A 24,947-nucleotide genomic window follows, 5' to 3' on the forward strand; every position below is an offset into this window, starting at 1 on the left:
TGGCGCCGCGGGTCAGGCGCGAGCGGACCATGGGTATGAGCCCACCGTGTCCGAGGCGCGGCGGGCCGCTCGGGAGGCTCATGCGCGCGCACGTCGTGCCCAGTTAAGGGCCGATAATGCGCTGGCGGATGCCTTGACGGTGCACACTCAGCAGGGCTGGGTGCGCGGTCTGTATGAGGACGTTTCGGGAGCGGCCGTGCGCTCCTGGCGCGGCATTCCGTTTGGCGCGGATACGAGCGGCTCGGGACGCTTTCAGCGATCACGCCCCGCACAGGGGTGGGAAGGCATTCGTGACTGTCGCGAATTTGGGCCGGTTGCCCCGCAGCCCACGTATTCGTGGACGGACAAGATTGTGGGCTCTGAGGACTGCCTCCATTTGGACGTCGTGCGCCCCGACACGGACGAGACCCTGCCCGTGGTCGTCTATCTCCACGGCGGTTCGTTTATCGTCGGCTCCTCCCACATGCTCATGCTGCGTGGCTTTCAGCTCGCGCAGACCATGAACGTCGTCTACGTCTCCGTGAACTTCCGGCTCGGTGCGTTGGGATACCTCGACATGCGCAGTCTCGGCGCGGCCGAGGGTGCTTGCGCCAACCCGGCCGTGAGCGACCAGCTCCTCGCGCTGAAGTGGGTGCGCGATAACATTGCGAGCTTCGGTGGCGACCCGGACTCCGTCACGCTCATGGGGGAGTCCGCCGGCGGTGCGGCCGTGCTTACGCTCATGGGCACCCCGGCTGCGCGCGGGCTGTTTCACCGCGCCATTGCGCAATCGCCGCCCATTTCCATGATCCATTCGCGCACGCAGTCGACCCTGTGGGCCCGCGAGCTGGTAAACAAGCTGTCCCTGCCGCGCCTGGCCACGCTAGGGGACGTCCAGAACCAGCACTTCGCGGACATCGTGCGCGCGGGGCAATCCATGATGTGGCGCGCGGGTGAGCTTCTCCATCTCAACTCCTGCTACGCGCCCACCGTCGACGGGGATCTGGTGCCGCGGCACCCCATCGATACGTTTGAGGCGGGCGAGCAGGCCCCCGTGCCGCTGCTCATCGGCACGAATTCGGATGAGGCGAGTTTTGGTAAGTTCCTCTTTCAGCGCGAATTTGCCCGCCAGCGCGCGGCGTTGCGCCTGCTCTCCAGCTTCGACGAGGAGGGCGCGCCTGCCGTCGTCGCCGCCTATAACGGCGCGTCCACGCGCGCGGACTTTGCGCATTTGCTTGCCGATGCCCTCTTTTGGGCGCCGTCTGTGCGCGTCGCCGAGGCACACAGCCTGGTCGCACCGACATGGATGTACCGTTTCGACTTCGCGCCGGTGGCGCTGCGCTGGTTAGGGCTTGGTGCTATGCATTCGCTTGAGCTCTCCAATGTCTTCGGCGACGCGCAGGCCTCGCGCATGTCGACGCTCACGCGTATCGGCTCGACAGAGAGCTTCGATGAACTCACGGTCCTCATGCAGCGCCAGTGGGCCGCCTTCATCCACGGCGGCGAACCGGGTCCAGAGTGGCCACCGTACCGGGTCGCGCACCCGGCCGATACGGCCCATCGCCTCGTGCCCGCGGGCGAGGAGGCACGCGTTCAGCTGGCCTTGCGCGAGACTCTTGTCTTCGACGACGTGGTGCGTGTCGAGGCGGATCCGTACTCGCAACGCCGCGTGGCCTGGGATAATTACAACATGTGCGAGTGGGGAGTCGGCCGCCCAGAGTTGGCGGCACAACTGGGATTCATCACGGGCACGCTGGAATAAAGGTAAGCTGTGACGGTGGACGGAAGCCACCGCCTCGTGCACGCCATCACGAATCGAAAGGGTCACCATGAGCTTCTTTGAAGATATTGCGACTGCACTGGACGCTGAGGGCATCGAGTCCCGCGTTCACGATGACATCATGTTCGTTCCTATCACCTCTGACCTGGAGATTCAGTTCCAGGAGATCGATCCGCTGCTGCCGGCGGCCAACGTGTACATCGCGGCGGCGGATGTCGACGAAGACGATGAGGAATTTGAGGCCGTCTTGGTCTCCGTCGCCTTCTCCGTGGACGACGCGCTCGACGCTGTGGCGCGCCACATCGCGACCGACCAGGTTGTCACGGTGCTGCGCGATCTGCTCGAGGGCACCGATGAGCGCATTGCGGAACTTGAATTCGCACAAGACGAGTTCAACCCGAATCTCGTTGTCGCCGAGGTCGCCAATGACTCGGAGCTGCGCGTGCTCGTTGAGTCCGTGGACGGCGAGCCCTGCGCCGTCGTGCGCTTCGTGGCTTTCGATTTTGATGAAGAAGAGTTTGAGGAGCTCGAAGACGAGTCCATCCACGAGCTGTGGGAGCTGGGCGACGACTTCGATGATGACCGCCTCGAGCTGCTGAGCAATGGCCTGGGCGAAGGCCCCGTCATCGAAATTCCCGCCGAGACCCTCGAGCTGGGCACGTACACCGACTTTGATCGTCTCTTCGACGTACTGGGACTCGTCTCCGAGCAGGCCCTCGATTGGGAAGCACAGCTCGTGTCCTTCGACGATGACGACTATGACGAGCCTGAGGTCTACGACATCTTCGGCGCCGATGATCTCGACGCGGACGAGCTGGACGGTGACGACGACTTCGACGAGGACGAGGACGACGTGGAGACTGACGACGACGCCGAGGGCACCGACATCACGCGTGACTAGTCTGCGGCGTTGGGTTGGATAGCCACTGCTGAAGAAATGTGCCGACCGCCGCGTTAAAGTATCTGCCGTCGCGTTAAACTAAAACTAATAGCCCGAATGTATGTGCCGCGCCGGTTCCACTCGGCGCGGCGGCACGCCATGGCCTAGATAAGAGACGAGGACGACAGGACAGTGGAGTTCCAGACCCAAGCGCGGTGGCGCACCGTCCTCGCTGTTGTGGGCGTCGCGCTCCTAGCCAGCCAGTGGTTTGTCGCATTGTTTCAATGGCCAGGGGACATCCCGCTCCACCGCATCTATGACATTCCGGCAGAGGAGACGATGTACATCCTCGTCGCCGTCGCGACCGTACTGTTTCTCATTGCTGGATACGGCAGTGCGCCTGACCGTGTGTTCATCATCGTGCCCATGGGCGTGTTCGTCAACATTGTGGTGGGCATGTCCGTCGATCGCCTGGGATTGCCTTTTTATGGCGACACGCTGGGCACCATCGGCGCAACTGTCATTGGCGGACCGATCCTCGGGCTCGCGACCGCCGGGCTTACCGCCGTGCTTTGGGGATTCTCGGCACCCATGATGATTCCGCACGTGGTCTCCGCAGCCTTCGTTGCCCTGGCCGTGAGCTATTGCGCGCGCGTCTCCGTGTTCTCCTCACTCGGCAGCGTCATGGCGCGCGGTGCGTTCATCGGTCTGATCAACGGCATCCTGTCGTCGCTTACCGTCCTCGTTGCGCTACGCGGCGACTCGACGCCGAACGCGGAATCCGTCGCGAACTTCTTTGTGCTGCTGCGCATGGGCGAGGTGGAAGCCACTATTTTGCAGAACCTCATCTGCGACAGCATTGATAAAACGTTCTGCGTGCTCATCGTGCTCGTCCTGGTGCGTTATATGCCGCCGCGCCCCATGGCTTTCTTTACCTTTAGCGGCAACGAGCCGCGGCTGTCGCGCATTCTTCTCACTGAGAGCGAGCAAGAAGTCAAGGACGCCGGCCGTGCGTTGAATGAGCTCGCACGCGAAACTACCGGCACCGCAGGAACGCCCCGCAACGAGGGCTCTCGCGCGCTAGGCGCAGACGCACAAGGCCGCCACAGGGCTTAAGTCGCAGCGCGGCAGCGGTCCCCGGTAGTGGTTCGCGGCCATGGCCGGTGGCTGGTTAGGCCGCAGACGCAAAGCTTTCGAACATGGACAACGGTGACGGCACCGGGCGGAAGTCACGGTCCACGAGCCAGACAAAGGTGGCGGCCGAGGACGTCGTGATCTCGTGCACCGCGTCTCCGCCGTAGCAGTCATGCGGCGTGTCGACCGCTGCGAGCGCCGGGCGTGACGTGTCCTCTTCGGCGGGTGCCGGCGCCGGGCTGACCGCAGCGCGCACCCATGCTTCGGCGGCGACGAGTGCGGCGTCGCTACGCAGCGGTCCGGTGGGAACCGTGATCCGCGCGCTGATGAGATACGCGGGCTCGCGGGTGGCGCCATAACCGCGGACGCGAGCCTTGGCCACCGGGCCCACGCGATAGCGCGTGAGCGCGATGATAAGCGGTGGGGCAGCCCCCACGGCAGGCAGCGCCAGTGTGGGCGGACGCCAGCTGGCGACGGGCCGGGCAAGGGAGCGCGGGTGGCGCAGCACGGTGCGCAGCTTGGACACGGTCTCTGCGGCGGAGAGTTCGATGGCAAGGTGAGTATCAGCAACAGTGTTCATGCTTCGCAGAGTAAGGCTAGGCCCCAACACGCCGGGTCCGGACAATGCCGAACATCGAAATCGTGTTCGAAATGTGGCGACTATAGCGGCGCATCCAAGAGCGATAGACTGAATAGCACGAAGAAAGGGGAAGAAAAAATTTCGGAACACGACAGGGAACTGTCTGCGTCACGCCAGTCCGTCGCGGAATCTTCTGGCATGCCGCACCCGGAGCCGCAGCAGTCGGTAGAGCCGCAGATTGAGGCGAAGATACCGCGTGAGATTTGGATTATGGTCGCTGCGGCGTTCATGATTGCGATTGGCTACGGGCTCATCGCGCCGCTGCTGCCGCAGTTCGTGGTGAGCTTCGACGTGTCGATGGCGGCCGCGGGTTGTGTGGTCTCTGCATTTGCCGCGTCGCGGCTGTTCTTTGCGCCTGCGTCCGGACGCCTCGTGGATATGTTGGGCTCGCGCCGGATTTACCTCGTGGGCCTTACCACGGTGGGTGTTGCCACGGGCATGGTTGCTCTGTCGCAAAGCTATTGGCACATCCTCGCGTTGCGCGCCATCGCGGGCATTGGCTCGACGATGTTTACGGTTTCCGCCATGGGACTTATCGTGCGTTTGTCGCCGCCCACGATTCGCGGCAAGTGTTCGGCACTCTACGGCACGGCATTCCTCTTGGGTAACGTGGCCGGACCGCTGGTGGGCGCGTCCTTGTCGTTCCTCGGCTTCCGGTGGCCGTTTTTTATCTACGGCGTCGGCGTGGGCATTGCCGCGCTTATCGTGGCGGTGCTCATGCCTAAGGTCGACCCCCAGGAGGAACGTGCCCACGAGGCGCCACACATGGCGGTGCGTGACGCATGGTCTGACACGGCGTTTCGCGCCGCGCTGACGTCGAACTTTGCGCACTCGTGGATCAACATGGGCGTGCGCGTCTCCGTGCTTCCGTTGTTTGCGGCATCCGTCTTTCACAACGGTGCGGCGGCTTCTGGTTTCGCGCTGGCGGCGTTCGCGGCGGGTAATGCGACGGTTCTGCAATTCTCGGGCCGCCTGGCAGACAGGTGGGGCCGCAAGCCCCTCATCATAAGTGGCCTGGTGGGCTCCGGGGTCTTCATGGGCACGCTGGGGTTCGCGGACCACGTGGTCTCGCTCATCGTATTCTCCGTGTTGGCCGGCGCGGCCTCGGGCCTTATCAATCCGGCGCAGCAGGCAGCACTCGCGGACGTTATTGGCAACGAGCGCTCTGGCGGCCAGGTGCTCTCCGCATTCCAGATGGCGGGCGACTTTGGTCAAATCTTAGGCCCCATCGTCATTGGTGCACTCGCGGACGAATGGGGATTTATGGCAGCCTTTGGGCTATGTGCGGTCATTGCCGTCGTGGGGCTGAGCGGTTGGTTCTTTGCTCGCGAGCCGTTAGAAACGGTTATCCCGCGCCGTCTGCGCGTGCGGAACCAAAAAATGACCAACGGGTTACTTGGGAAATAAAAATTTCATTAGACTAGCGCCCGTGAGTTTTCAAGAACGTGTCGAGAGTCATCGTGCCGACCTGAATAAGTCGGACCTCGCGATCGTTGATGTGTTGCTATCCAACCCAGCAGAGGCCGCCTTGTGGCGCGGCGAAGACGTGGCCGCACGTGCCCGCGTTCATCCCTCTGCCGTGACGCGTACCTCGAAGAAACTCGGCTACAAGGGTTTCCTTGAGCTGCGCGCGGATCTGCGCGACATGCACTCTGATTTCCTTGCTGGTCACGTGGAGACGCTCAAGCCGCGGGCAGCGACTATGCGCGATGGTTCCACGCTGGGCAACATGGTGCAGTCTGAGATTGATAACTTCATTCTCATCCCGAAGAACGTGAAGCAGCGCGATATCGACGCTGCGGCGGATCTCATCATGGAAGGCGAGCGCATTTATATCTATGGCCGCAGCGACTCCGCGCTGTTGTCTGAGATGTACTATCGCCGTCTCGGCCGCTTTGGCCTTGCGGTACATGACCTCACCGACCTGACGGCGCATGAGAATGCGGAGGCTGTGCTCACCATGACGGGTAAGGACGTCCTCATCGTCTTCGAGTTCCGCAAAACTTCCAGGCAGCTGCGCCACCTCCTCGCGCACGCGGAGAAAGTTGGCGCACGCATCCTGCTCGTGACGGATAATCTGCAGATTCTCTCGCCCATCCCGGATATCGTGCTGGCGTCCCCGCGTGGCGCCCGCGATGGCTGGCTGTCCATGTCTGTGCCGCTCATGATTGCCAACTCGGTCATCGTGACGATTGGTGAACGATACGCGGAGCGCGTCAAGGAATACCAGGACCGGCTCGATCGACTCAAGCGCGTCTTCGAGACCTAAGCGCAGCACGCACCATGCGCGCACAATATAAAAGCAACGCTGCCGCAGTCCCCAGATGAGGAGTGCGGCGGCGTTGCTGAGCGGTGAGCGGGAGCGTAACTAGCTAGCGAACGGGTAGTCCGTGTAACCATGTGCGCCACCCACGTAGAAGGTGGCGGGGTCCGGCTCGTTGAGCTCAAGGCCCTCCTCCCAGCGGCGGGAGAGATCCGGGTTAGCCAGAATCATGCGGCCTACGACGACGGCGTCGACGTAGGGGCGCTCGATGAGCGCGGCGGCATCGGAAAGCTGGGTGACGGTGGGGAAGCCGGTGTTGAAGAGGACGCGGGTCGTGCCGTTGGCACGGGCTTTCTCCGCAAGGTTCTGGATAAGCGCGTTCTCCTCGAATCCCCAGAGCAAGGATACGTAGGCGATGTTCAGATCCTTGATGCCGTCGAGGTAGGCACCGTAGGTGGCGGCGACCTCTGCGTCGTTGTCCTCGGGATCGATGGGCCCCTGGGCATTCATCTTGGGGGACAGGCGGATGGCGACGCGGTCGGCGCCGATTTCCTCGACAAGGGCCTGGGTGAGCTCGATGAGCAGGCGGGCGCGGTTTTCGGGCGAGCCGCCGTACTCGTCCGTGCGCTGGTTGGAGACGGCGCCCATGAATTCATGGAGCAGGTATCCGTTAGCGCCGTGGATTTCGACGCCATCAATGCCGGCGTCGACCGCGCGGCGGGCGGCGGCACGGAACTGTTCGATGATGCGCGGAATCTCCGAGGTCTCCAAGGCGCGGGGCACCGGGCAGTCTTTGCGGGTCTCGAAGTCGCGTACGGCGGTGCCCGAGGCAATGGCGGACGGTGCCTCCGGTTGCGGGCCGTTCGATAGCGTTGTGTGGGACAGGCGGCCGGCATGCATCATCTGCATGAAGATTGTGCCGCCCTTGGCGTGGACGGCGTCCGCAACCCTGGCCCAACCGGCCTGCTGCTCTGCAGTCTCGATACCGGCCTGACCGGGGAAGGCGCGGGTGGACACCGCGGGGAAGGTGCCCTCGGTGACGACGAGTCCGTTGCTGGCACGCTGCGAGTAATACTCCGCGTGGAGCTCGGTGGGGATGCCGGACTCGCCCGCGCGGGAGCGGGTGAGGGCCGCCATGGTCACGCGGTTGGCCAGCTCGTAACGGCCGAGGGACAGGGGCTTAAACAGATCGCTCGTGGTCATGGTGGCTACAACGGCGCGCATCTGTGCTTTATTCCGGGTGCGTTGGTTACGGTTGAATTGGCTACCGCCCGGCGGGCCGCGACGGACTCTCGAAACCATGGAAATGACAAAGAAGGCCATCGTCGCCACCGCCGCCACGCATACCGCGGTGCTTGCCACCGCCTTGGCGGGTATGACGTTGGGCCAGCCTCCACGCCTAAGCCCAAACAGATCTTTATATGCAAAGGTATGACGTGTCTTTGGCGTGGTGAGCCGCGGTCGTCACCGTTCTTCATTGAAGGATGCCGGGTGTGCGGGTACGCAGGGGGCCATGGCTGATTTCGCATTAAATAACCCGAACACTGGTAAGCAAGAAGAGACTTTTCAGCGCATCGCGGACTCCGATCGCGATGGCATCTTAGACCGCTCCACGGCGGCCTTTAAGGAGTGGAGCGCGACAAGCATCGATGAGCGCGCCGCCGTGCTGGCGCGTACCGCGGACCTCTACGAGGAGCGCGCGGAGGAACTCGCCGAGCACATCGGACGTGAGATGGGCAAGCTCACGCGTTGGGGCAAGGCGGAGATTTCTATCGTCGCCGACATTTACCGGTACTACGCCGAGCACGCGCACGAGCTGCTCGCGGACGAGGAACTCCCGGCGCAGGGTGCCATTCACAGCTACGTGCGCAAGGACCCGCTTGGCCCGCTGCTAGGCATCATGCCGTGGAATTTCCCGTACTACCAGGTCGCTCGTTTCGCTGCTCCCAACCTGTTGCTGGGCAACACCATCGTGCTGAAGCATGCGTCGATTTGCCCGCTGTCCTCCCAGGACTGTGAGGATCTGCTCGTCGAGGCGGGCCTGCCCAAGGACGCGTATATCAATATCTACGCCTCGGGCTCCCAGATGGATGACTTCGTGGCGGATAAGCGCATCAAGGGCGTCTCGCTCACCGGCTCCGAGGGCGCTGGCGCTGCCGTGGCGAAGACCGCAGGCGAAAATTACAAGAAGTCCGTGCTCGAGCTGGGCGGCAACGATCCGTTCATCGTTCTCGATGACGAGAAGCTTGAGTGGGTCCTGGACCAGTACTTGCCCATCCGCATGTACAACACCGGCCAGGCGTGCAACGCGCCTAAGCGCCTCATCGTCATGGAAGACTTCTACGACCGCACCGTTGAGTACCTCGAGAAGAAGATCGACGCGATGAAGGTCGGCTCCTTCGACGACGAGAACGCGGACATCGGACCGCTGTCCTCCATCGACGCGCGCGACGAGATTGTCGAGCGACTCCAGAAGGCTGCGCAGAACGGTGAGGCCACCATTCGTGTGGGTGGCAAGGCCCTTGATCGCGAGGGCGCCTACATGGAGCCCACGCTGCTCACCGACGTCGACCCGAAGGCAGACGTGGGCTGCAACGAGATCTTCGGTCCCGTCGCCATCGTCTACAAGGTCAAGGACGCGGACGAGGCCGTGAAGGTGGCTAACGAGGCCTCCGAGTACGGCCTGTCCGGCTCCGTGTGGGGCGCCGACGTGGAGGCTGCTGCGAAGGTCGCCTCCCAGCTCAAAGACGGCATGACCTTCGTCAACGAGGCCTCCGTGACCGCCGCTGGCCTGCCCTTCGGCGGCGTGGGCCGTTCCGGCTACGGCCGTGAGCTCGCACGCTGGGGCGTGGGCGAGTTCGTCAATGAGCACCTGTTCCGCGTCTCCGGACAAGACGACGCTGGACTGTCGCCCGTCCTCTAATCTGGCGTAGCTTTCGTTAGCGTGAACATGCGCTAACACCTCGCATAAGGACGGCGTCCACGATGGAATCGTGGGTGCCGTTTCGTGTTGCGGGCATACTGCGGGAAGGGGAGAGGCGCGACCGGAACTAGCAACCGGGACGAGCCATTGTGACCATTCGGGTGGGGAGCGCACCGCGGTGTTTCCGCCCACCAACACGTAACTATTTGTGTATTCAATGGTGTTTATTGCCTGCGTCAAGTAGTGTGGGTGGAGCAATGAGCATTACCGATAACGCCACCGGCGGCGTCAACGAGCCGGAAGAAAATTTCAATCAGTCGGAATCTCAGGAAAACACGCAAGGTGTCGTGGCAGGCAATGCCACGGATAACGTCGTGGCAGATAGCGCCACGGACTCGAATGACAACGACACCAGGGCTGCGGCAACTTCTGAGGACACCGGCGCCGAATCTGAGGATTCGGCCAATGACGACTCCCAGGGGTTTGCGCACCTCGGTCTACCTGAAGAAGTTCAGGAGGCCGTTGCCAAGGTGGGCTACACCACCCCTTCACCCATTCAGGCAGAGACCATTCCGATCTTGATGGAGGGCCGCGACGTCGTGGGCCTTGCACAGACCGGTACGGGTAAAACCGCAGCGTTCGCGCTGCCGGTCCTGTCCCAGATCGATCCGGATGCCCGCCACCCGCAGGCCCTCGTTCTCGCGCCGACGCGTGAGCTCGCCCTGCAGGTCGCAGACTCCTTCCAGTCCTTCGCGGACCACCTAGGCCGCATTGAAATCCTGCCCATCTATGGTGGTCAGGCCTACGGCATCCAGCTCTCGGGCTTGCGCCGTGGCGCACAGGTCATCGTCGGCACCCCGGGTCGCGTCATCGACCACTTGGAGAAGGGCTCGCTGGACATCTCGCAGCTGCGCTTCCTCGTGCTCGATGAGGCGGACGAGATGCTCAACATGGGCTTCCAGGAAGACGTCGAGCGCATCCTCGAAGATACTCCGGAAGACAAGCAGGTCGCACTCTTCTCCGCGACCATGCCCAATGGCATTCGCCGCCTGTCCAAGCAGTACCTCAATGAACCTGCTGAGGTTACCGTCAAGTCTGAGCGCCGCACGAACGACAACATCACGCAGCGCTACCTGCTTACGGCACACCGCCAGAAGATGGATGCGTTCACGCGCATCCTGGAGGTCATCGAATACGACGGCATGATTGTCTTCTGCCGCACGAAGCACGAGACCGAAGAAGTTGCAGACACCTTGCGCGACGCCGGCTACAACGCGGCCGCCATTAACGGCGACATCGCGCAGCAGCAGCGTGAGCGCACCGTCGACCAGCTCAAGGATGGCCGCTTGGACATCCTCGTCGCGACAGACGTCGCGGCCCGTGGCTTGGACGTGGACCGCATCACGCACGTCATCAACTACGATATTCCGAATGACACGGAGTCCTATGTCCACCGCATCGGCCGTACCGGTCGTGCCGGCCGCACAGGCGAGGCCATCCTCTTCGTCACCCCGCGTGAGCGTCGCATGCTCCGTTCCATTGAGCGCGTGACCAATGCTCGCCTCGAGGAAATGGATCTGCCCAGCGTCGACGAGGTCAACGCGAAGCGCAAGGAGAAGTTCGCGGCGTCTATCGGCGAGTCTCTCGAGGACAAGCAGATGGAGCTCTTCCGCGGCCTCGTGCGCAAGTACTCGGAGACCAACAATGTGGCCATGGACGACATTGCCGCCGCACTCGCCGTGCAGCTGCAGGGAGGCCAGGAGTTCCTACTCAAGGAGCAACCGAAGTCCAAGCGTGACCGCCGCGACCGTGACCGCTTTGAGCGCGACGACCGTCGTGACCGCGACCGCGGTGGCTTCCGTGGCCGCGGCGACCGTGGTGATCGCGGCCCGCGTCGTCCTGACGGTGACTTTGTTACCTACCGCCTTGATGTCGGCAAGCGCCAGAATGTCCGCCCCGGTGCCATCGTCGGCGCCCTGGCCAACGAAGGTGGCTTGACCTCCAAGGACTTCGGTCGCATTACCATCGCCGTGGGGCATACCCTGGTTGACCTGCCGAAGGACATGGATCCGGCCGTGCTCGACCGTCTCAAGGACACGCGCATTTCCGGCCAGCTCATCAACATTACGAAGGACACTGGTCGTCCGCCGCGTCGCGACAACGATCGTGGTGGCCGTGACGATCGCCGCGGAGGCTACCGTGGCGGCCGCGACCGTGATGACCGCCGTGGTGGCCGTGACGATCGCCGTGGTGGTTACCGTGGTGGCCGCGACCGTGATGACCGCCGTGGTGGTTTCCGCGGTAGCCGCGACCGTGATGACCGTCGCGGTGGCTGGCGCGACTAGCCAGCTAGACGCCTAGACCGCAGAAAAGACCCGGCCAGCGGACTCGAGAGGAGTTCGCTGGCCGGGTCTTTCGCATGTGGTTGGCGCCGGGGACAACACGGTACCGAGCGCGCGAGGACGCGCAAGGCGAGGCGCGTTAAATGAACATGAGGATCGCGATGATGATCCACAGCAGGTTGAAGATGCCGGAGAACATCGCAATCTGGGAGCGGGACTTCTCCAGATCGACCGGCTTATCGGCCGGGGCAGCAGCCTGCACAGTGTCGGTGTCGCCGCCCAGAGCCGCGACGACAGCCTTTTGCTTGGGGATGACGACGAAGATGAGCAGAGCCCAGGCGACGATCGCGAGGGCGATGGAGGCGTGGAACTGGCCTTGCTTTCCGTAGGTGGCCAGGTCCGTGAGGAATACGGCGACGCCGAGGACCGGGACGATGGCGGAGAAGAGACCGTACGTCTTCGTGATGCGGTGCAGGATGCTCAGCGCGCCGGTGTTGCCGCCCTGGGCGTTGATGATCTGAGCCGGGAACATGGAGGTGGAGACCATGACCGGGCCGACGAGCAGGATGGCGGCGATGACATGGATGGCGATGGCGAGAGTAGTCATGGGGTGACCTGTCTAAAGACCTTTCGTTGCGATTGTTGTGCACGCAGGCAAGCCGCCTGCGGCCATTAGGGAACAAGCCTATAGATGAACAGGGCCTTTCGCGAACCGGGGGCACGGGGAATTACAACCGGCAGGCGCGACGCACTGCTCTATGGTCCGCGGCCGGCAACGGTAGGGAATAGGCGTAGGCGACGGCGGCCAGCCGCTGAGCGTACCAGCAATGCCGCGTGCGCGCGGGCGGCATCCAGCGCGAGGGGAGTTGGTCAGACTTGTCTTGGTTGGCCGCGCGCGTGGTGATAACGAGGTTGAGCGGGTCGTTGGCAAACTCCACGCGCCGCGCGTCGTCCCACGCCCAGGCGCCCATGTCCCACGCGGCGGCGAGCGGAAAGACGTGGTCAGCCTCGAGCCTTTCCGTGGAGAAGACGCGCGTGTCGGCATAGAGATCTTCAATGACAGCAGCCGGTTCGCAGCTCGTGGCGCGCGGACGCGACTGCACGGCAAGCGCTGCCTCCCGGGACGTGCAGTGCTCGAGACCCGTCACGCGTGCCCTGCCCCAGCCGTCGCCGAAGGCCTCGCGCTCGTAGCCCACGACGCGGTGGCGCTCGCCCGGGGCGACGGGGACGGCGGTGAGGAGGGTGCGAGGTTCTGGAAGGGTGGCATCGGTAGGCCCTGGCGGAAACAGCCAGGCGGGAGGACTGAGCCAGCGGGGCACGAGAAAGGCGAGGGTGGCGAGAGTGAGGAGAAAAACGTACACGCGCCGGGCAGTCACGGAGTCGCGAAGAAAAGCATTCACGACTTAGTTGGACTGGCCGGCGCGGCGAAAGGTTCCGCGTAGACGGTGCTCGTTAATCGGCGGCGCCTTCGAACTGGAAGTTCTTATCGCGGTTGGCCTTCGCGATGAGCTCCTGTGCGGCGTCGAACTCCGCGGTAGTCTCCGGGCGAGGTGCGGCGGTGGCAAGCGACACGACCCAGGTGACGATCGCGGCGGCGGCGAAGCCGGGGACAATCTCGTAGATAAGGTCGCCCAGGGAGGTCATGCCCCACACGATGGTGACGACGGCACCGGTAATCATGCCTGCGATGGCGCCAGGGGCGTTGAGACGCTTCCAGAACAGGGAGAACAGAACCAGTGGGCCGAAGGCGGCGCCGAAGCCGGCCCAGGCGAAGGAGACGAGGCCCAAGATGGAGTCGTTCGGATTAATCGCGAGCACGGCGGCGAGGACGGCGACGGCGACGACGGCGGTGCGCGAGAGGTTCATCATGACCGCGTCCGAGGGCTTGTCTTTCTTGACGATGGTGAAGAGATCCTCGATGAGCGAGGAGGAGACGACGAGCAGCTGCGAGGACATCGTCGACATAATGGCGGCAAGGACCGCGGTGAGCACGAGGCCGGCGACGAGCGGGTGGAACATGATCTGCGCCATGTCCAAGAAGATGGTCTCGTAATTCTCCTGGTCCGTAATCGAGTGGTCGGTGTTGGTGAAGAAGACCGTACCGGCCAGCGCCACGAAGACGGCGCCGAGGATGGACAGAGCCATCCAGCCAATGCCCACGCGGCGGCCCGTGGCGGCATCGGCAGGCGAGCGCAGCGCCATGAAGCGCACGATGATGTGCGGCTGGCCGAAGTAGCCCAGGCCCCAAGCGAGGTTGCCGATGATGACAGCGGCGGAGACGCCGGAGAACAGCGAGAAATACTGTGGGTTCTCAATAGCGCCGCCCGTGGCGTAGGGGTTCTCCGCAGCGAAGGAGAAGATATCGGCCGGGTTATCCAGCGCGATGATCGCCATGACGGGGACGATAATGAGCGCGGCGAACATGAGCATGCCCTGAACTGCGTCCGTGTAGGACACCGCGAGGAAGCCGCCGATGAAGGTGTAGGCCACCGTCACCGCAGCAACGATGAGCATGCCGGTCAAGTAGTCGCCCTGGAACGTCGACTCGAAATAGCGGCCGCCGGAGACCATGCCGGAGGAGACGTAGAAGGTAAAGAAGAAGATGATGACGAGTGCAGCGACGATACGCAGCACGCGCGAGTGATCGTGCACGCGGTTTTCAAAGAAGGAGGGCACCGTAATCGAGTTGTTGGCGACCTCCGAGTAGGCACGCAGGCGCGGGGCCACGAGCTTCCAGTTGAACCAGGCGCCGACGGTAAGACCGATGGCCATCCACAGCTCGGAGAAACCGGTGAGGAAGAGCGCGCCGGGCAGGCCCATGAGCAGCCAACCGGACATATCCGAGGCGCCGGCCGAAAGCGCCGCGACGAAGGGGTTGAGACCACGCCCACCCAGGACGTAGTCGTCATACTGGCTCGTCTGCTTGTACGACCAATAACCGATCGCAAGCATGACAAAGAGATAAATGATGATGGCGAGTACGTACCAGGTTGAGGTAGTCACTCACGCCTCCTTTGGTTGTAGAGAGTCGTGTACTGCGGGAGTTGTGCTCTGTAAGGGGGGCCCGCGGTGAGCGTAAGCCACACACAGAGTTGCGCAGGACACAGCGTGACCTACGGATGAGTCTGTCCCGCACTATGGTACGGAACACACTGGTGGATCGTGGCGTTTTAGTCAAATCATTCAATAAACCCGAACCTACGTGCGATAGCGCTGCGGCTTACAGTGCGGCGTCCAGCGAAAACCCGACAGGCGGCGCGGTGGGGTCAGAATGTTAGAATGGTCGTTATGTCTTCGTACCTTGTGCATGGAATCTGGCTGCCGGTCTCCGGGCTAGGTTTATGGATTGAACAGGTCGAAGGGCACAAGATCATCACGCCTGCCGCGGTGCCGGAGGGCACCTTCCCCGCGGTCGTGGATCAGATCCTTGCTAATAAATCTTTCCGCAACCGTGCACGCATGACGCTGCGCACGCCCAAGGGCAAAGACGTCTCGCTCATGGTGCCCATGGCCATGTTTGGCCCAGATGAGACGGTGAAGATTTTAAGCCAGCTCACCGCCGTGTCGCGGCGCGCGCCGGGCGTGAGCCTAGAGCAGCGCGAAAGCCTCGCCCCGGATCTACTCTGGCTCGTGCGTGCGTATGAGGGACTCACGAAGTTCGTGCGCGCGGGGCGCGTGACCATGCGCCTGAACTACCAGTCCGGCGAGTGGTTCCCCATGTGGCAGCTTGCCTCAGGCCTGGGGGAGCGCGGCTGGCTCGCGGAGATGGTCGCGGCGGCTCCCGGCATCCTTACCGTCAATAACCGGGCGCTCACTGATGACATGGCGGACGAGCTCACGCACTGGATTACCTACGTTGAGCTCGAGGACCTCCGCACGCAGATTCGCCCTTACCCGTGGCACGAGTTCGTCGATGCCCTCCTGCGGACCACGGCGGTCAAGCGCGGCCGCGCCCAGCTCCTGCGCGGGCTGAACGAGTGGAAGGATTCCATTACCCAGGTCGACCTCCAGCTTGTGGTCATCGTCGAGGAGCCGCCGGCGGAGCAGGAGCTTGCCGATGCCCCCGCTCCCGGCTTTGCCGCCGCCTCCAGCGCCGGAGACGACGGGGACGAAAGTTTTACTCCGGGATGGCAGGATACGACGTGGCCGGTGCGCCTTGCCGTGCGCTCGGGCACGGATGCGCCGCAGCCCATCCGCACGAGCCAGCTCGACCGCACGAGCGTGGAGCGCCTGCGCGACGTGCGCCGCCGCGCCATCGAGATCGCGCCGCGCTTGGCACAGGAGGGCTCGCGCGAGCCGGACCGCTACTACGAGAACGCGGGCGACTGGGATGTCTATCTCAGCACCGAGGACCTGCTTCAATTCGTGGGCGCAGACGCTGCGGCGCTGCGCACGGCCGGGATCAACGTTATGTTGCCCAAAGCATGGTCCCAGATGGAGACCACCGCCAAACTGGAGACCCGCGAGGCTGACTCCGGGGCGGACGGCGCGACGAAGCGCCACCTCGGCATGGAAAAGCTGGTTAAGTATGACTGGCGCCTGTCCGTGGGCGATATTGAGCTCACCGACGACGAGATGGACGAACTCATCGCCTCGAAATCTGGACTTATCCGCCTGCGCGGCAACTGGGTGATGGCGGATACGGCGTCCATCACGCGGATTAGCGACTACATGTCCAAGCTGGCCAAGCAATCGCGCGAGCGGATGAAGAAGGAACTCGAACGCGACCTCATGCGCGCCGAGCACGCTCGAGACTTGGGCACGCCGGGCTGGGAAGACCAGATCGCGGACGTCCAGCGCCGGCTTGCGGAGTTCAACGAGGCCGCGGACGACGCAGACTTCGGCGAGGTCACCGTCGCGGAACTGCGCCAGCTCGCGCTCGAGGCGATGGCCAAGGACCCGATCGAGTTCACCGGCAGCGGCTGGTTCAACTCCTTGCTTGGCGGCATGGAGACCCCGGCGCCCAAGCGCGTCGACATTCCGGACACGGTGCATGCGGAGCTGCGCGATTACCAGCGCCGCGGCGTGGACTGGCTTTACTGGATGTCCCAGAACGATATCGGCGCGGTGCTCGCGGACGACATGGGCCTGGGCAAGACGCTGCAGCTGCTTTCCTTGCTCGCGGTCGAGCACGCCGCCGCCGCGGCTGCGGAGGAAGCGAAGCCCGGCCCTACGCTCGTCATCGCGCCCACCTCCGTCGTAGGTAACTGGGCACGCGAGGCCGCGAAGTTCGTGCCGAGCTTCAAAGTCCTCGTCCAGCATGGCTCGCAGCGCCTGCGCGATCAGGATTTCGTGGACAAGGCACGCGACTACGACCTCGTCATCACCTCGTACGGCACGGCCTCGCGGGACTTCCTCATGCTTGGCGAAGTGGACTGGGACCGCGTCGTGCTCGACGAGGCGCAAGCCATTAAGAACTCCGGCACGCGGGCCTCGCGGGCTGTGCGCTCGTTGCCGTCGCGGCATCGGTTAGCTCTCACGGGCACTCCGGTGGAAAATCGTCTGAGCGAGATGCGTTCCATCCTCGACTTCTGTAACCCGGGCGTCCTGGGCTCGGCGAGCTTCTTCCGCAACCACTTTGCCAAGCCCATCGAACGCGGGGATGACCCTGGCCTGGCCGAGCGGCTGCGCCAGCTCATCGCGCCCTTTATCCTGCGGCGCCTGAAGACTGACCCCACCATCATCGATGACCTGCCGGAGAAGTCCGAGCAGATCGTTACCGTGGAGATGACTTCGGAGCAGGCGGCGCTGTATAAAGCGCTCGTCGACTCCATCCAGCGGCGCTTGGAGGAAACGAAGGGCATGGCGCGCCGCGGCCTCGTGCTCGCCTCGCTCACACACATTAAGCAGATTTGTAACCACCCGGCGCACTACTTGGGCGATGGTAGCGCCGTGACCATTCGCGGCAAACACCGCTCTGGCAAGGTTCGCGAACTCATGCGCATTGTCGATGAGGCCACGCAGACCGGCGAGCGCATTCTCGTCTTCACACAGTACAAGGCCTTTGGCGATATCCTGCAGCCTTACCTCACGGAGCAACTCGGCCGTGAGATTCCGTTCCTACACGGCGGCGTGACGAAAAATAAGCGTGACCAGATGGTGGAGAGTTTCCAGGCGCCCGATGGGCCGCCGGTGATGATTCTTTCGCTCAAGGCGGGCGGCACGGGTCTTAACCTCACGGCGGCGAATATCGTTGTCCACATGGACCGCTGGTGGAACCCCGCCGTGGAAAATCAGGCCACGGACCGCGCCTTCCGCATCGGCCAGGAGCGCAACGTGCAGGTCTACAAGATGATTACGGCGGGCACGCTCGAGGAATCCATCCAGGACATCCTCGACGGCAAGATGCAGCTCGCCGGCGCCATCGTGGGCGAAGGCGAAGGCTGGCTCACCGAGCTCAGCCCCGAGCAGCTGGCTGATCTTATGAGCTATAGGGGAAGGGAGTAGGCCATGGCGGATTCAACCACGGGCGACGCAACGAACGATGGCTCGACGCCTGACAACGTCACCTACGTCAACTTCGGCACGCGCAAGCGCGTGACTACGCAGGACGAAGTCCTCAAGGTCGACCGCGTCAACCACTCCGGATCCTCTATGTCTCCGGCCGCGACGCGCCTCGTGTCCTTCATGAGCAAGGAAGTCGACGCCGGACGCTTGGCGCGCGGGCGTGACTACGCTCATGCGGGCAACGTCGTCGGCCTTGACGTGCGCAATGGCGCCATTCACGGGCGTGTGGCCGGCAGCCAAAACGAGCCCTTCGCCGTGCTCATCCAGCTGCCGTACCGCAGCAACGACGATGTGGGCCAGGTCAGCGAGATTATGGCGCGCACTCCCAATGCCATCCGTGACGCGCGTGACGGCCTCCTGCCCGTCCGCGTCCTCGATATCCTGTTGGGTGAGGACCCCGACGACGTGCGCTTTAGCTGCTCGTGCCCGGATCACGCTCCATTCTGCAAGCACATCGTGGCGGTGGTCGACCGCCTCGCCGCGCGCATGGACGCCGACCCTTCCGTCGTCTTCGCCATGCGCGGCCTGAGCTTCGCCACGCTGGAACAGTCCATGATGGCCCAAGCTCAGGAAGCTTCCCGCGACGCGTATTCGCCGAACTCCGGTCTGGACTCCGCGGAGCGCAACCAGCTGTTCTGGAACGGCCGCGGCCTGCCCGATATTCCTGAGCCCAAGATCGCGCCGGCCCTTGAGGACTCCGATATGGATCTGCTCCGGAAGGCCTTGCGCTCTGTCACGCACACCAATCTCGAATTGTTGCGCGCCGTGAGCGATATCGAAGAACTCTACGATTTTTTGGTGCAGCGCTAAAGGCATGCAGCAAGACTCCTAGCCGGCGCGTTCGATATAACTCGGCGTCATGTCGACCCCCTGTTTTATGGTGGAGCCATGACTCAACGCGTAACTTTTATCCATACCTCGGACTTCCAGTGGGGAATGCAGCGCTGGTTCCTCGAAGGCGAGGCACAGGCCCGCTTTAGCGCCGCCCGTCTTGCCGCCGTTGAGCGCCTGGGCGAGCTCGCCACGCGCACCGGCGCGCAGTTTATTGTCGCCGCCGGAGACGTCTTTGAACATAACTCTCTTACGCGCCAGACCACCGGCCGCGCCAATGAGGTGCTCGCTGGTCTGCCGGTGCCTGTTTACCTGTTGCCGGGCAACCATGATCCTCTCGTGGCTGACTCGATTTTCCGTACCGCGACTGCGGAGAACGTCTATGTCTTGGGCGATAGCGTGCCACAGGAGGTGGCCGACGGTGTCGAGCTCGTGGGGGCTCCGTTGCTTACCAAGCATGTCAACCGTGACCTCGTTGCTGAGGCCCTGCAGGGACTTGAGCCCACGGAGAATATCCGGATCGCAGTGGGCCACGGCCAGGTCTCCTCGCGTACCTCCACGCCTTCGCCAGCAGAGATTGACTTAGCGCAGGTCGAGCAGGCCGTTCGCTCCGGCTCTATCGATTACCTTGCTTTGGGCGATACGCACTCAACCCAGAACCTCTCGGCGACTGGCGCGGTGTGGTTCTCTGGTTCGCCCGAAGTGACGGATTTCCATGGCCTCGAGACGGATAACGGCGAGCGTGATTCCGGCAATGCTCTCGTGGTCACCATCGAAAAGGACGGCACGGGACCGGCTACGGTGACGGTAGAAAAGCACCACGTGGGGCAGTGGCGCTTTGACGCTGTGTCCGCGGAGCTTGACTCCCTCGAAGACGTGGAGTCTTTCCTGTCGCAGCTGCGTGCCTATGAGAATAAGGACCGCACCGTCATCAAGTACGGTCTCACCGGCACGCTGAGTCTGACCGCACAGCGCGCGCTGGAATCAGGGCTTGATGAACTCACTGATATCTTTGCCGCGCTTTATCCGCGCGAGCGCCTTATGGACTTGGTGACCGAGCCCGACCCGGATGAGCTCGACAACCTCGGACTTACCGGCTTCGCCGCGTCGGCGCTGGAAGAACTCGTCGAGGATATGAGCGCTGGCGACCTCGAAGCGCGCGATGCCACTAATCTGCTGTTCCGTCTTACTGCCAAGGGAGCCTAAACCACCATGCGTATTCATTCCATCGAATTGAACAACGTCCGCGGCGTGCGCCACCTGCGAGCCGACAATTTTCCGGATACCGGCGTCATCGTTATTCATGGCGGCAACGAGGCGGGTAAGTCGACCATCCTCGACGCGCTCGGCATCGCGCTTTTGGAGCGTGCCGGGTCCACGGCGAAAACAGCGCGCGATAAGACGCTGTCCGATCGCGGTGTCATGTGGCTCAAACCCGTGGACGTGGACGAGGCACCCGAGGTCACCGTGTCCATGAGCATTGGCCCTTATGACTTCAAGCTGTATAAGCGCTTTATCAAAGGCTCGAAGACGGAGCTGGAGATTACCTCGCCGAAGCACGAGAGCCTCACCGGTCCGGATGCTCAGGCACGACTCGACGAGATTATCGCTGAACATCTCGACAAGGCTCTGCTGGCGACGCTCTTCCTGCGCCAAGACCAGCTTGATGAGGGCATCGCCGCAGCTGGCGTGCCGTCGCTGACTGCGGCGCTGGAGCGCGAGACCGGCACGGACGCCGAGACCTCATTCGGTGACGACACTGACCTCATGCGCCGCGTCTCGGACGAGTTTCGCCGTTACTACACGGAGAAGGGGCGCGCCTCCGGTGAACTGAACAAGGCGGAGAAGAACCACGAGGCCTGCGTTGCCGAGGCCGCGCAGAAGCAGAAGAAGGTTGATGAACTTGCAGGCTTCGTGGACAGTCACGCTCGCGCGAATGACAAGCTCGAGCGCGCGCGTGAGGATCTGCCTGAGGCACGCTCCGTTCTGGAGGAGCGCGAAGCATCCGCGGCGAAGGCGACGCAGATGGCTGCCGCCGTGGAACAACAGCGCCAAGGCGTGGAACGCGCACGTCTCGACTCTGAGCGCGCAGACCAGGACCTCGCGCGCCGGGAAGAGCTGCGCAGCAACCTGGAGGAGTACGAAACTCAACTGAAGACGGCCGTTGAGGCCGTCGCTGCCGCAGAGACCGCCGCCAGGGAAGAAGAAGAGACCGTCGAGGAGCTCACCGCGGCGCTCACTAAGGCGAAGGCTGTGCGTGATGAAGCACGCACGGCCCGCGATGCTGCCCGTGTCGCTGCTGAACACGCCCAGGACCGTCAACGCCTGGCCCAGCTGCGCGAGCGCGTGAGCGAACTCGATGGCCTCGACGCGGCGGTGAAGGACGCCCGCGAGGTCGCCGCTGCGCGGGGTCGTGTCATCACGGATGCTGACGTCACGCGTGCTGAAAAGGCCTCCAACGAGGTCGAGCTTGCTGCCTCCCTGCGTGAGCAGGCGGCGGCCAAGCTGATTCTGCGTTCGGGCAAGGACTCGAGCGTTACCGTTGACGGCGAGGAGCGTGCGCTGCCCGCTGATGAGGATGTGACTGTCGCGCTCGATAACGGCACCGTGCTGGATATTGCTGGCATTTCTGCTCGCTTCGATGCAGGTGCTGCAGCGAGCGGGGACGCGCGTGCGCGTGAAGACAAGGCACGTGCCGCGCTCGCCGATATTCTGCAGGAGCTCGAGTGCGTAGACGTGGATGAGGTCCGCGCGACCCGTGACGCACACCGCGAAGTGGGGGAGCACCTCTCCCGGGCCGAGGCCGACTTGCGCTCTGCGCTGCGTGGCGAGGAGCTCGGCGACTTGCGTGCACAGCTGGGCGCCCTGGAGGCACAGCTCGAGGTTGCGGCTGCTGGTGTCAAAGACACTGCGGAAGAACTCAGCGTCGCCGAAGCAGAAGAAGCCCGCAAGGAAACACACGACGCATTTGAGACCGCTGACGCCGAGGTCGACAAGGCCGCGGCCCGCCTTGAACCGCTGCAACGCCGCCAGGCGCAGGCGGAACTTATCGCGGTGCAACAGAACGAAAAGGCAGTCCGCGAAAACGTTGAGCGTGCGCAGAAAGCCGTGGCTGCAGCCGCAGAGGCCGGCAGCGTCAAGGATCTGCAGGCGGCGGCGGAGGCCGCGAAGACGGCGCTGAGTGAACTGGAGGAACAGCTGGAGACGGTTGAGCGCGAGCTTGCAGACAACGACCCGACGCTGGCACAGAAGCTGGTGGTGGGCGCACAGACGCGCGTCGAGACTCTGGAGAACACCATCAGCACCGCCGAGAAGGAGATGCTCAGGATGGAGTCTTATATCTCGGCAGCCTCCGGCGCGGCAGAAGAACTTGAGCTTGCCCTTGCTGCTGAAGAGCTGGCGCAGCAAAAGCTCGCGGCCGTGCAGCGTCGCGCTGCTGCCGCGCGTCGTCTCTACGAAGTGCTCCAGGAGCACCAGACGGCCGCACGCCAGCGGTACGCGGCACCGTTTGCTGACCGCCTGGGACAGCTCGCGCGTTCCCTTTTCGGCGGCGACATCACATTCGACCTGGATGAGGAACTGCGCATTGCCAGCCGCACACGCGGCGGCGTCACGGTCGACCTCGACGCGTTGTCCGGTGGTGCGAAAGAGCAGCTGGGCATTCTCACGCGTCTGGCTATCGCCGACATGGTGGGCGATGACGCGGAGGGTGGGGGAGAGTCGAATGCTGGTGTGCCTGTCATCATTGACGACGCATTGGGTTCCACGGACTCGCAGCGCCTAGAACTCATGTCCACCATCTTCGCGGATGCCGGGCGTCACAGCCAGGTCATTGTGCTCACGTGTATGCCTGAGCGTTATGAGTGGATCCCTGGTCGCGTCGAGTTCGACATCGAAGATTTGAAACGTGTTCCACTTGCGGGTCGGTAATTCTTTGACGCCCCACCCTGGCATGCACGGCCGGCAGGGTGGGGCGAATGGTTGAATAGCACAACGAAACCTTAGATAGTCCTTAGTGAACAACTGTTTACGGTGTCACTATTGTACTCCGCGGCGACTTCATTAATTACGTTGTTATGATATGTTTTCTGAATTTAAGGTAAAAACTCGTTATATGAATCCGCTAAAGTCGCAGGTAGACCACAAAAGAAACTCATTTATTGGTTTGTTAAAGTGCGTTGAAGTGCTACCCTTGTTGAGGTGACTACAGAACCTCGATGGCTTAACGCGGAAGAGCAGGAGCTCTGGCGCGATATTCTCGGCACCATTCGTAAAATCAACCGCGGCATGGATGAGGCGCTCATGGCGCGTGGCGATCTCTCTGTGTCGGAGTTCTCTGTTCTTGTTTCGCTGTCTGAGGCTCCCGAGCAGCAGCTGCGTCTGCGCGAGCTGTGCGCGGATCTGGACTGGGACCGCTCCCGCACCTCGCACCAGGTCACGCGCATGGAGCGTCGCGGTCTCGTGCAGAAGATGAAGTCCGTGGGTGACGCTCGCGGTGTCGTTGTGCGCATCACCGACGCTGGCCTGGAACGCCTTGAGGCGGCTGCCCCGGATCACGTTGAGTCCGTGCGCCAGCTGGTCTTTGACCCAATGGACATGGCTGACGTCGAGGTGTTGAAGAAGTACTTCGCCGCAGTGGTGGACCATCCGGTGGACTTCTCCTCCGGCGTTCACGTGCCGGCCCAGGGCGAAGCTTAAGTTACCGCGCGACATTGGCAAGTAGGAGCGTTCTGTAGCGCCCTGATACCCCGCGGCACCGTTTTAAAGAATAGGTAACGCGAGGTCTTCTTTTGTCTGTGTGCCATAGAATGGCGGACATGATGGGTCAAGAATTATTTGAGCACCCCCTGCGCCAGTACGCGGAGTACGGCGTGACAGAGTTGCGCGAGGAGTCGCCGCGGCTCGGGGATCCGGCGTCTTTTGAAGATGATACGGCTACCGAGGAGCAGCTCGACCTCATGGAGGAGGTCTTCGCGCGCCACGCGGAGGACGCCGTGACCTTCGACGAAGAATCTGGGCTGTGGATTGTCGGTCCCGAGGAAGATATTGAGCGCATGTTCGCGGACCGTGAGGCGTTCCTTGACGCGCTGGAAGCGGGCGAAGATCCGGGCGTGTAGGCGCTCGAACTTTCTGTCTACCCCGTAAGGGGGTTGTTAGCACTAGGTAACCGTATGGTAACGAAATATCTCCGGATCGATAGGGAGATATGGGGCGCCACCTGCTACTCTAATAAGGGTTATTAAGAGACCAGAACGTCATCGAAGTGCCGTTGCGGCCTTCCTGGTCTTAAAGGATGAACGAAAGGAATGACGACATGAGCACTCGTCTGGAAACCGAAAAGCAAGAAGCTGCCGCCCGCGAAGCTGACAACGGCATCGCGAAGGAATTCCTTTTTGCCATCCCGATGTTCATCCTCTCGGCCATCGTGTGGATGGCCGCTCTCATGGGTATGCACTACATTGAGATGGGTTCCCTCTTCTAATTAACCTTGAGCTTTAGCGCGTCGGCTCCGGCACTTGCCGGGGCCGTTCGTTGTCTTGGCGCACTGCTCTTTCGTCCCTGAACCCCTACATGACACAGCTGCATAGCGAGCAGCGTTGAGCGGTTGCTCGCTGGCCGCGTGATAGTGGCGAGGGGCGGGCTAAGTAGCAGAAAGCGTGTCTGATTC

19 protein-coding genes are annotated in these 24,947 nt (G+C 62.8%); 14 read left to right on the forward strand and 5 right to left on the reverse strand.

Features of this window, described 5'->3' with window-relative positions; translation table 11 throughout:
• The first annotated feature begins 46 nt into the window (after positions 1 to 46).
• The 3 genes from HMPREF2559_RS01775 to HMPREF2559_RS01785 all read left to right on the forward strand — a co-directional run bounded on the left by HMPREF2559_RS01775 (position 47) and on the right by HMPREF2559_RS01785 (position 3,755).
• Positions 47 to 1,741, forward strand: coding sequence for a carboxylesterase/lipase family protein (locus tag HMPREF2559_RS01775; protein WP_070539365.1), 1,695 nt, complete (start codon positions 47 to 49; stop codon positions 1,739 to 1,741).
• Between the two features lie 67 nt (positions 1,742 to 1,808).
• Positions 1,809 to 2,660, forward strand: coding sequence for a DNA primase (locus tag HMPREF2559_RS01780; RefSeq protein ID WP_066490697.1), 852 nt, complete (start codon positions 1,809 to 1,811; stop codon positions 2,658 to 2,660).
• Positions 2,661 to 2,831: 171 nt separating this feature from the next.
• Complete coding sequence (locus tag HMPREF2559_RS01785; RefSeq protein ID WP_066490708.1) at positions 2,832 to 3,755, forward strand: hypothetical protein; 924 nt, start codon at positions 2,832 to 2,834, stop codon at positions 3,753 to 3,755.
• 55 nt (positions 3,756 to 3,810) lie between these two features.
• Here HMPREF2559_RS01785 and HMPREF2559_RS01790 read toward each other — a convergent pair whose 3' ends face one another.
• Positions 3,811 to 4,353 carry a hypothetical protein gene (locus HMPREF2559_RS01790; protein WP_066490710.1) on the reverse strand — a complete coding sequence of 181 codons (543 nt, stop codon included), beginning with the start codon at positions 4,351 to 4,353 and terminating at the stop codon, positions 3,811 to 3,813.
• A 198-nt stretch (positions 4,354 to 4,551) separates the two neighbouring features.
• Between HMPREF2559_RS01790 and HMPREF2559_RS01795 the strand changes: the two genes are divergently transcribed.
• On the forward strand, positions 4,552 to 5,820 hold the full coding sequence (locus HMPREF2559_RS01795) for an MFS transporter (RefSeq protein WP_066509330.1): 1,269 nt from the start codon (positions 4,552 to 4,554) through the stop codon (positions 5,818 to 5,820).
• A 22-nt stretch (positions 5,821 to 5,842) separates the two neighbouring features.
• A complete protein-coding gene (locus tag HMPREF2559_RS01800) occupies positions 5,843 to 6,682 on the forward strand; it encodes a MurR/RpiR family transcriptional regulator (protein ID WP_070539367.1) in 840 nt (279 codons plus the stop codon).
• A 99-nt stretch (positions 6,683 to 6,781) separates the two neighbouring features.
• On the opposite strand, the gene HMPREF2559_RS01805 is transcribed toward HMPREF2559_RS01800, so the two are convergent.
• On the reverse strand, positions 6,782 to 7,900 hold the full coding sequence (locus tag HMPREF2559_RS01805; protein ID WP_371325670.1) for an alkene reductase: 1,119 nt from the start codon (positions 7,898 to 7,900) through the stop codon (positions 6,782 to 6,784).
• A gap of 289 nt (positions 7,901 to 8,189) precedes the next feature.
• On the opposite strand from HMPREF2559_RS01805, the gene HMPREF2559_RS01810 reads away from it, so the two are divergent.
• Together HMPREF2559_RS01810 and HMPREF2559_RS01815 are read left to right on the forward strand one after the other, a co-directional pair.
• The gene (locus tag HMPREF2559_RS01810) at positions 8,190 to 9,599 is read left to right on the forward strand and encodes an NAD-dependent succinate-semialdehyde dehydrogenase (RefSeq protein ID WP_070539370.1); all 1,410 of its coding nucleotides are present in this window, start codon (positions 8,190 to 8,192) and stop codon (positions 9,597 to 9,599) included.
• A gap of 257 nt (positions 9,600 to 9,856) precedes the next feature.
• Positions 9,857 to 11,944 carry a DEAD/DEAH box helicase gene (locus HMPREF2559_RS01815; RefSeq protein WP_066490718.1) on the forward strand — a complete coding sequence of 696 codons (2,088 nt, stop codon included), beginning with the start codon at positions 9,857 to 9,859 and terminating at the stop codon, positions 11,942 to 11,944.
• 136 nt (positions 11,945 to 12,080) lie between these two features.
• Here HMPREF2559_RS01815 and HMPREF2559_RS01820 read toward each other — a convergent pair whose 3' ends face one another.
• The 3 genes from HMPREF2559_RS01820 to putP form a co-directional block, all read right to left on the reverse strand.
• On the reverse strand, positions 12,081 to 12,548 hold the full coding sequence (locus HMPREF2559_RS01820; RefSeq protein ID WP_070539373.1) for a DUF2269 domain-containing protein: 468 nt from the start codon (positions 12,546 to 12,548) through the stop codon (positions 12,081 to 12,083).
• Between the two features lie 121 nt (positions 12,549 to 12,669).
• The gene (locus tag HMPREF2559_RS01825; RefSeq protein ID WP_246816861.1) at positions 12,670 to 13,302 is read right to left on the reverse strand and encodes an HNH endonuclease family protein; all 633 of its coding nucleotides are present in this window, start codon (positions 13,300 to 13,302) and stop codon (positions 12,670 to 12,672) included.
• A gap of 91 nt (positions 13,303 to 13,393) precedes the next feature.
• The gene (putP, locus tag HMPREF2559_RS01830) at positions 13,394 to 14,944 is read right to left on the reverse strand and encodes a sodium/proline symporter PutP (RefSeq protein WP_077210057.1); all 1,551 of its coding nucleotides are present in this window, start codon (positions 14,942 to 14,944) and stop codon (positions 13,394 to 13,396) included.
• Positions 14,945 to 15,229: 285 nt separating this feature from the next.
• On the opposite strand from putP, the gene HMPREF2559_RS01835 reads away from it, so the two are divergent.
• The 7 genes from HMPREF2559_RS01835 to HMPREF2559_RS12935 all read left to right on the forward strand — a co-directional run bounded on the left by HMPREF2559_RS01835 (position 15,230) and on the right by HMPREF2559_RS12935 (position 24,761).
• Positions 15,230 to 18,388, forward strand: coding sequence for a DEAD/DEAH box helicase (locus HMPREF2559_RS01835; RefSeq protein ID WP_066509349.1), 3,159 nt, complete (start codon positions 15,230 to 15,232; stop codon positions 18,386 to 18,388).
• A 3-nt stretch (positions 18,389 to 18,391) separates the two neighbouring features.
• A complete protein-coding gene (locus tag HMPREF2559_RS01840; protein WP_066490730.1) occupies positions 18,392 to 19,258 on the forward strand; it encodes an SWIM zinc finger family protein in 867 nt (288 codons plus the stop codon).
• A gap of 78 nt (positions 19,259 to 19,336) precedes the next feature.
• Positions 19,337 to 20,485 carry a metallophosphoesterase family protein gene (locus HMPREF2559_RS01845; RefSeq protein ID WP_066490733.1) on the forward strand — a complete coding sequence of 383 codons (1,149 nt, stop codon included), beginning with the start codon at positions 19,337 to 19,339 and terminating at the stop codon, positions 20,483 to 20,485.
• A gap of 6 nt (positions 20,486 to 20,491) precedes the next feature.
• Positions 20,492 to 23,209 carry an AAA family ATPase gene (locus HMPREF2559_RS01850; RefSeq protein WP_066490737.1) on the forward strand — a complete coding sequence of 906 codons (2,718 nt, stop codon included), beginning with the start codon at positions 20,492 to 20,494 and terminating at the stop codon, positions 23,207 to 23,209.
• A gap of 270 nt (positions 23,210 to 23,479) precedes the next feature.
• Positions 23,480 to 23,977, forward strand: coding sequence for a MarR family winged helix-turn-helix transcriptional regulator (locus tag HMPREF2559_RS01855; RefSeq protein ID WP_066490745.1), 498 nt, complete (start codon positions 23,480 to 23,482; stop codon positions 23,975 to 23,977).
• Positions 23,978 to 24,096: 119 nt separating this feature from the next.
• Entirely contained in the window at positions 24,097 to 24,396 is a 300-nt protein-coding gene (locus HMPREF2559_RS01860) for a molecular chaperone GrpE (RefSeq protein ID WP_066490747.1), read from the forward strand.
• 197 nt (positions 24,397 to 24,593) lie between these two features.
• The gene (locus HMPREF2559_RS12935; RefSeq protein ID WP_154666904.1) at positions 24,594 to 24,761 is read left to right on the forward strand and encodes a hypothetical protein; all 168 of its coding nucleotides are present in this window, start codon (positions 24,594 to 24,596) and stop codon (positions 24,759 to 24,761) included.
• Positions 24,762 to 24,947 lie beyond the last annotated feature (186 nt).

The organism is Corynebacterium sp. HMSC072G08 (assembly GCF_001809185.1).
GTDB classification, from domain to species: domain Bacteria; phylum Actinomycetota; class Actinomycetes; order Mycobacteriales; family Mycobacteriaceae; genus Corynebacterium; species Corynebacterium phoceense.

Coding starts and splice junctions, on each gene's coding strand:
- HMPREF2559_RS01780 (WP_066490697.1), top strand. CDS start 1,809: ATGAGCTTCTTTGAAGATATTGCGACTGCACTGGACGCTGAGGGCATC.
- HMPREF2559_RS01790 (WP_066490710.1), bottom strand. CDS start 4,353: ATGAACACTGTTGCTGATACTCACCTTGCCATCGAACTCTCCGCCGCA.
- HMPREF2559_RS01795 (WP_066509330.1), top strand. CDS start 4,552: ATGCCGCACCCGGAGCCGCAGCAGTCGGTAGAGCCGCAGATTGAGGCG.
- HMPREF2559_RS01805 (WP_371325670.1), bottom strand. CDS start 7,900: ATGCGCGCCGTTGTAGCCACCATGACCACGAGCGATCTGTTTAAGCCC.
- HMPREF2559_RS01810 (WP_070539370.1), top strand. CDS start 8,190: ATGGCTGATTTCGCATTAAATAACCCGAACACTGGTAAGCAAGAAGAG.
- HMPREF2559_RS01815 (WP_066490718.1), top strand. CDS start 9,857: ATGAGCATTACCGATAACGCCACCGGCGGCGTCAACGAGCCGGAAGAA.
- HMPREF2559_RS01820 (WP_070539373.1), bottom strand. CDS start 12,548: ATGACTACTCTCGCCATCGCCATCCATGTCATCGCCGCCATCCTGCTC.
- HMPREF2559_RS01835 (WP_066509349.1), top strand. CDS start 15,230: ATGTCTTCGTACCTTGTGCATGGAATCTGGCTGCCGGTCTCCGGGCTA.
- HMPREF2559_RS01840 (WP_066490730.1), top strand. CDS start 18,392: ATGGCGGATTCAACCACGGGCGACGCAACGAACGATGGCTCGACGCCT.
- HMPREF2559_RS01845 (WP_066490733.1), top strand. CDS start 19,337: ATGACTCAACGCGTAACTTTTATCCATACCTCGGACTTCCAGTGGGGA.
- HMPREF2559_RS01850 (WP_066490737.1), top strand. CDS start 20,492: ATGCGTATTCATTCCATCGAATTGAACAACGTCCGCGGCGTGCGCCAC.
- HMPREF2559_RS01860 (WP_066490747.1), top strand. CDS start 24,097: ATGATGGGTCAAGAATTATTTGAGCACCCCCTGCGCCAGTACGCGGAG.
- HMPREF2559_RS12935 (WP_154666904.1), top strand. CDS start 24,594: ATGAGCACTCGTCTGGAAACCGAAAAGCAAGAAGCTGCCGCCCGCGAA.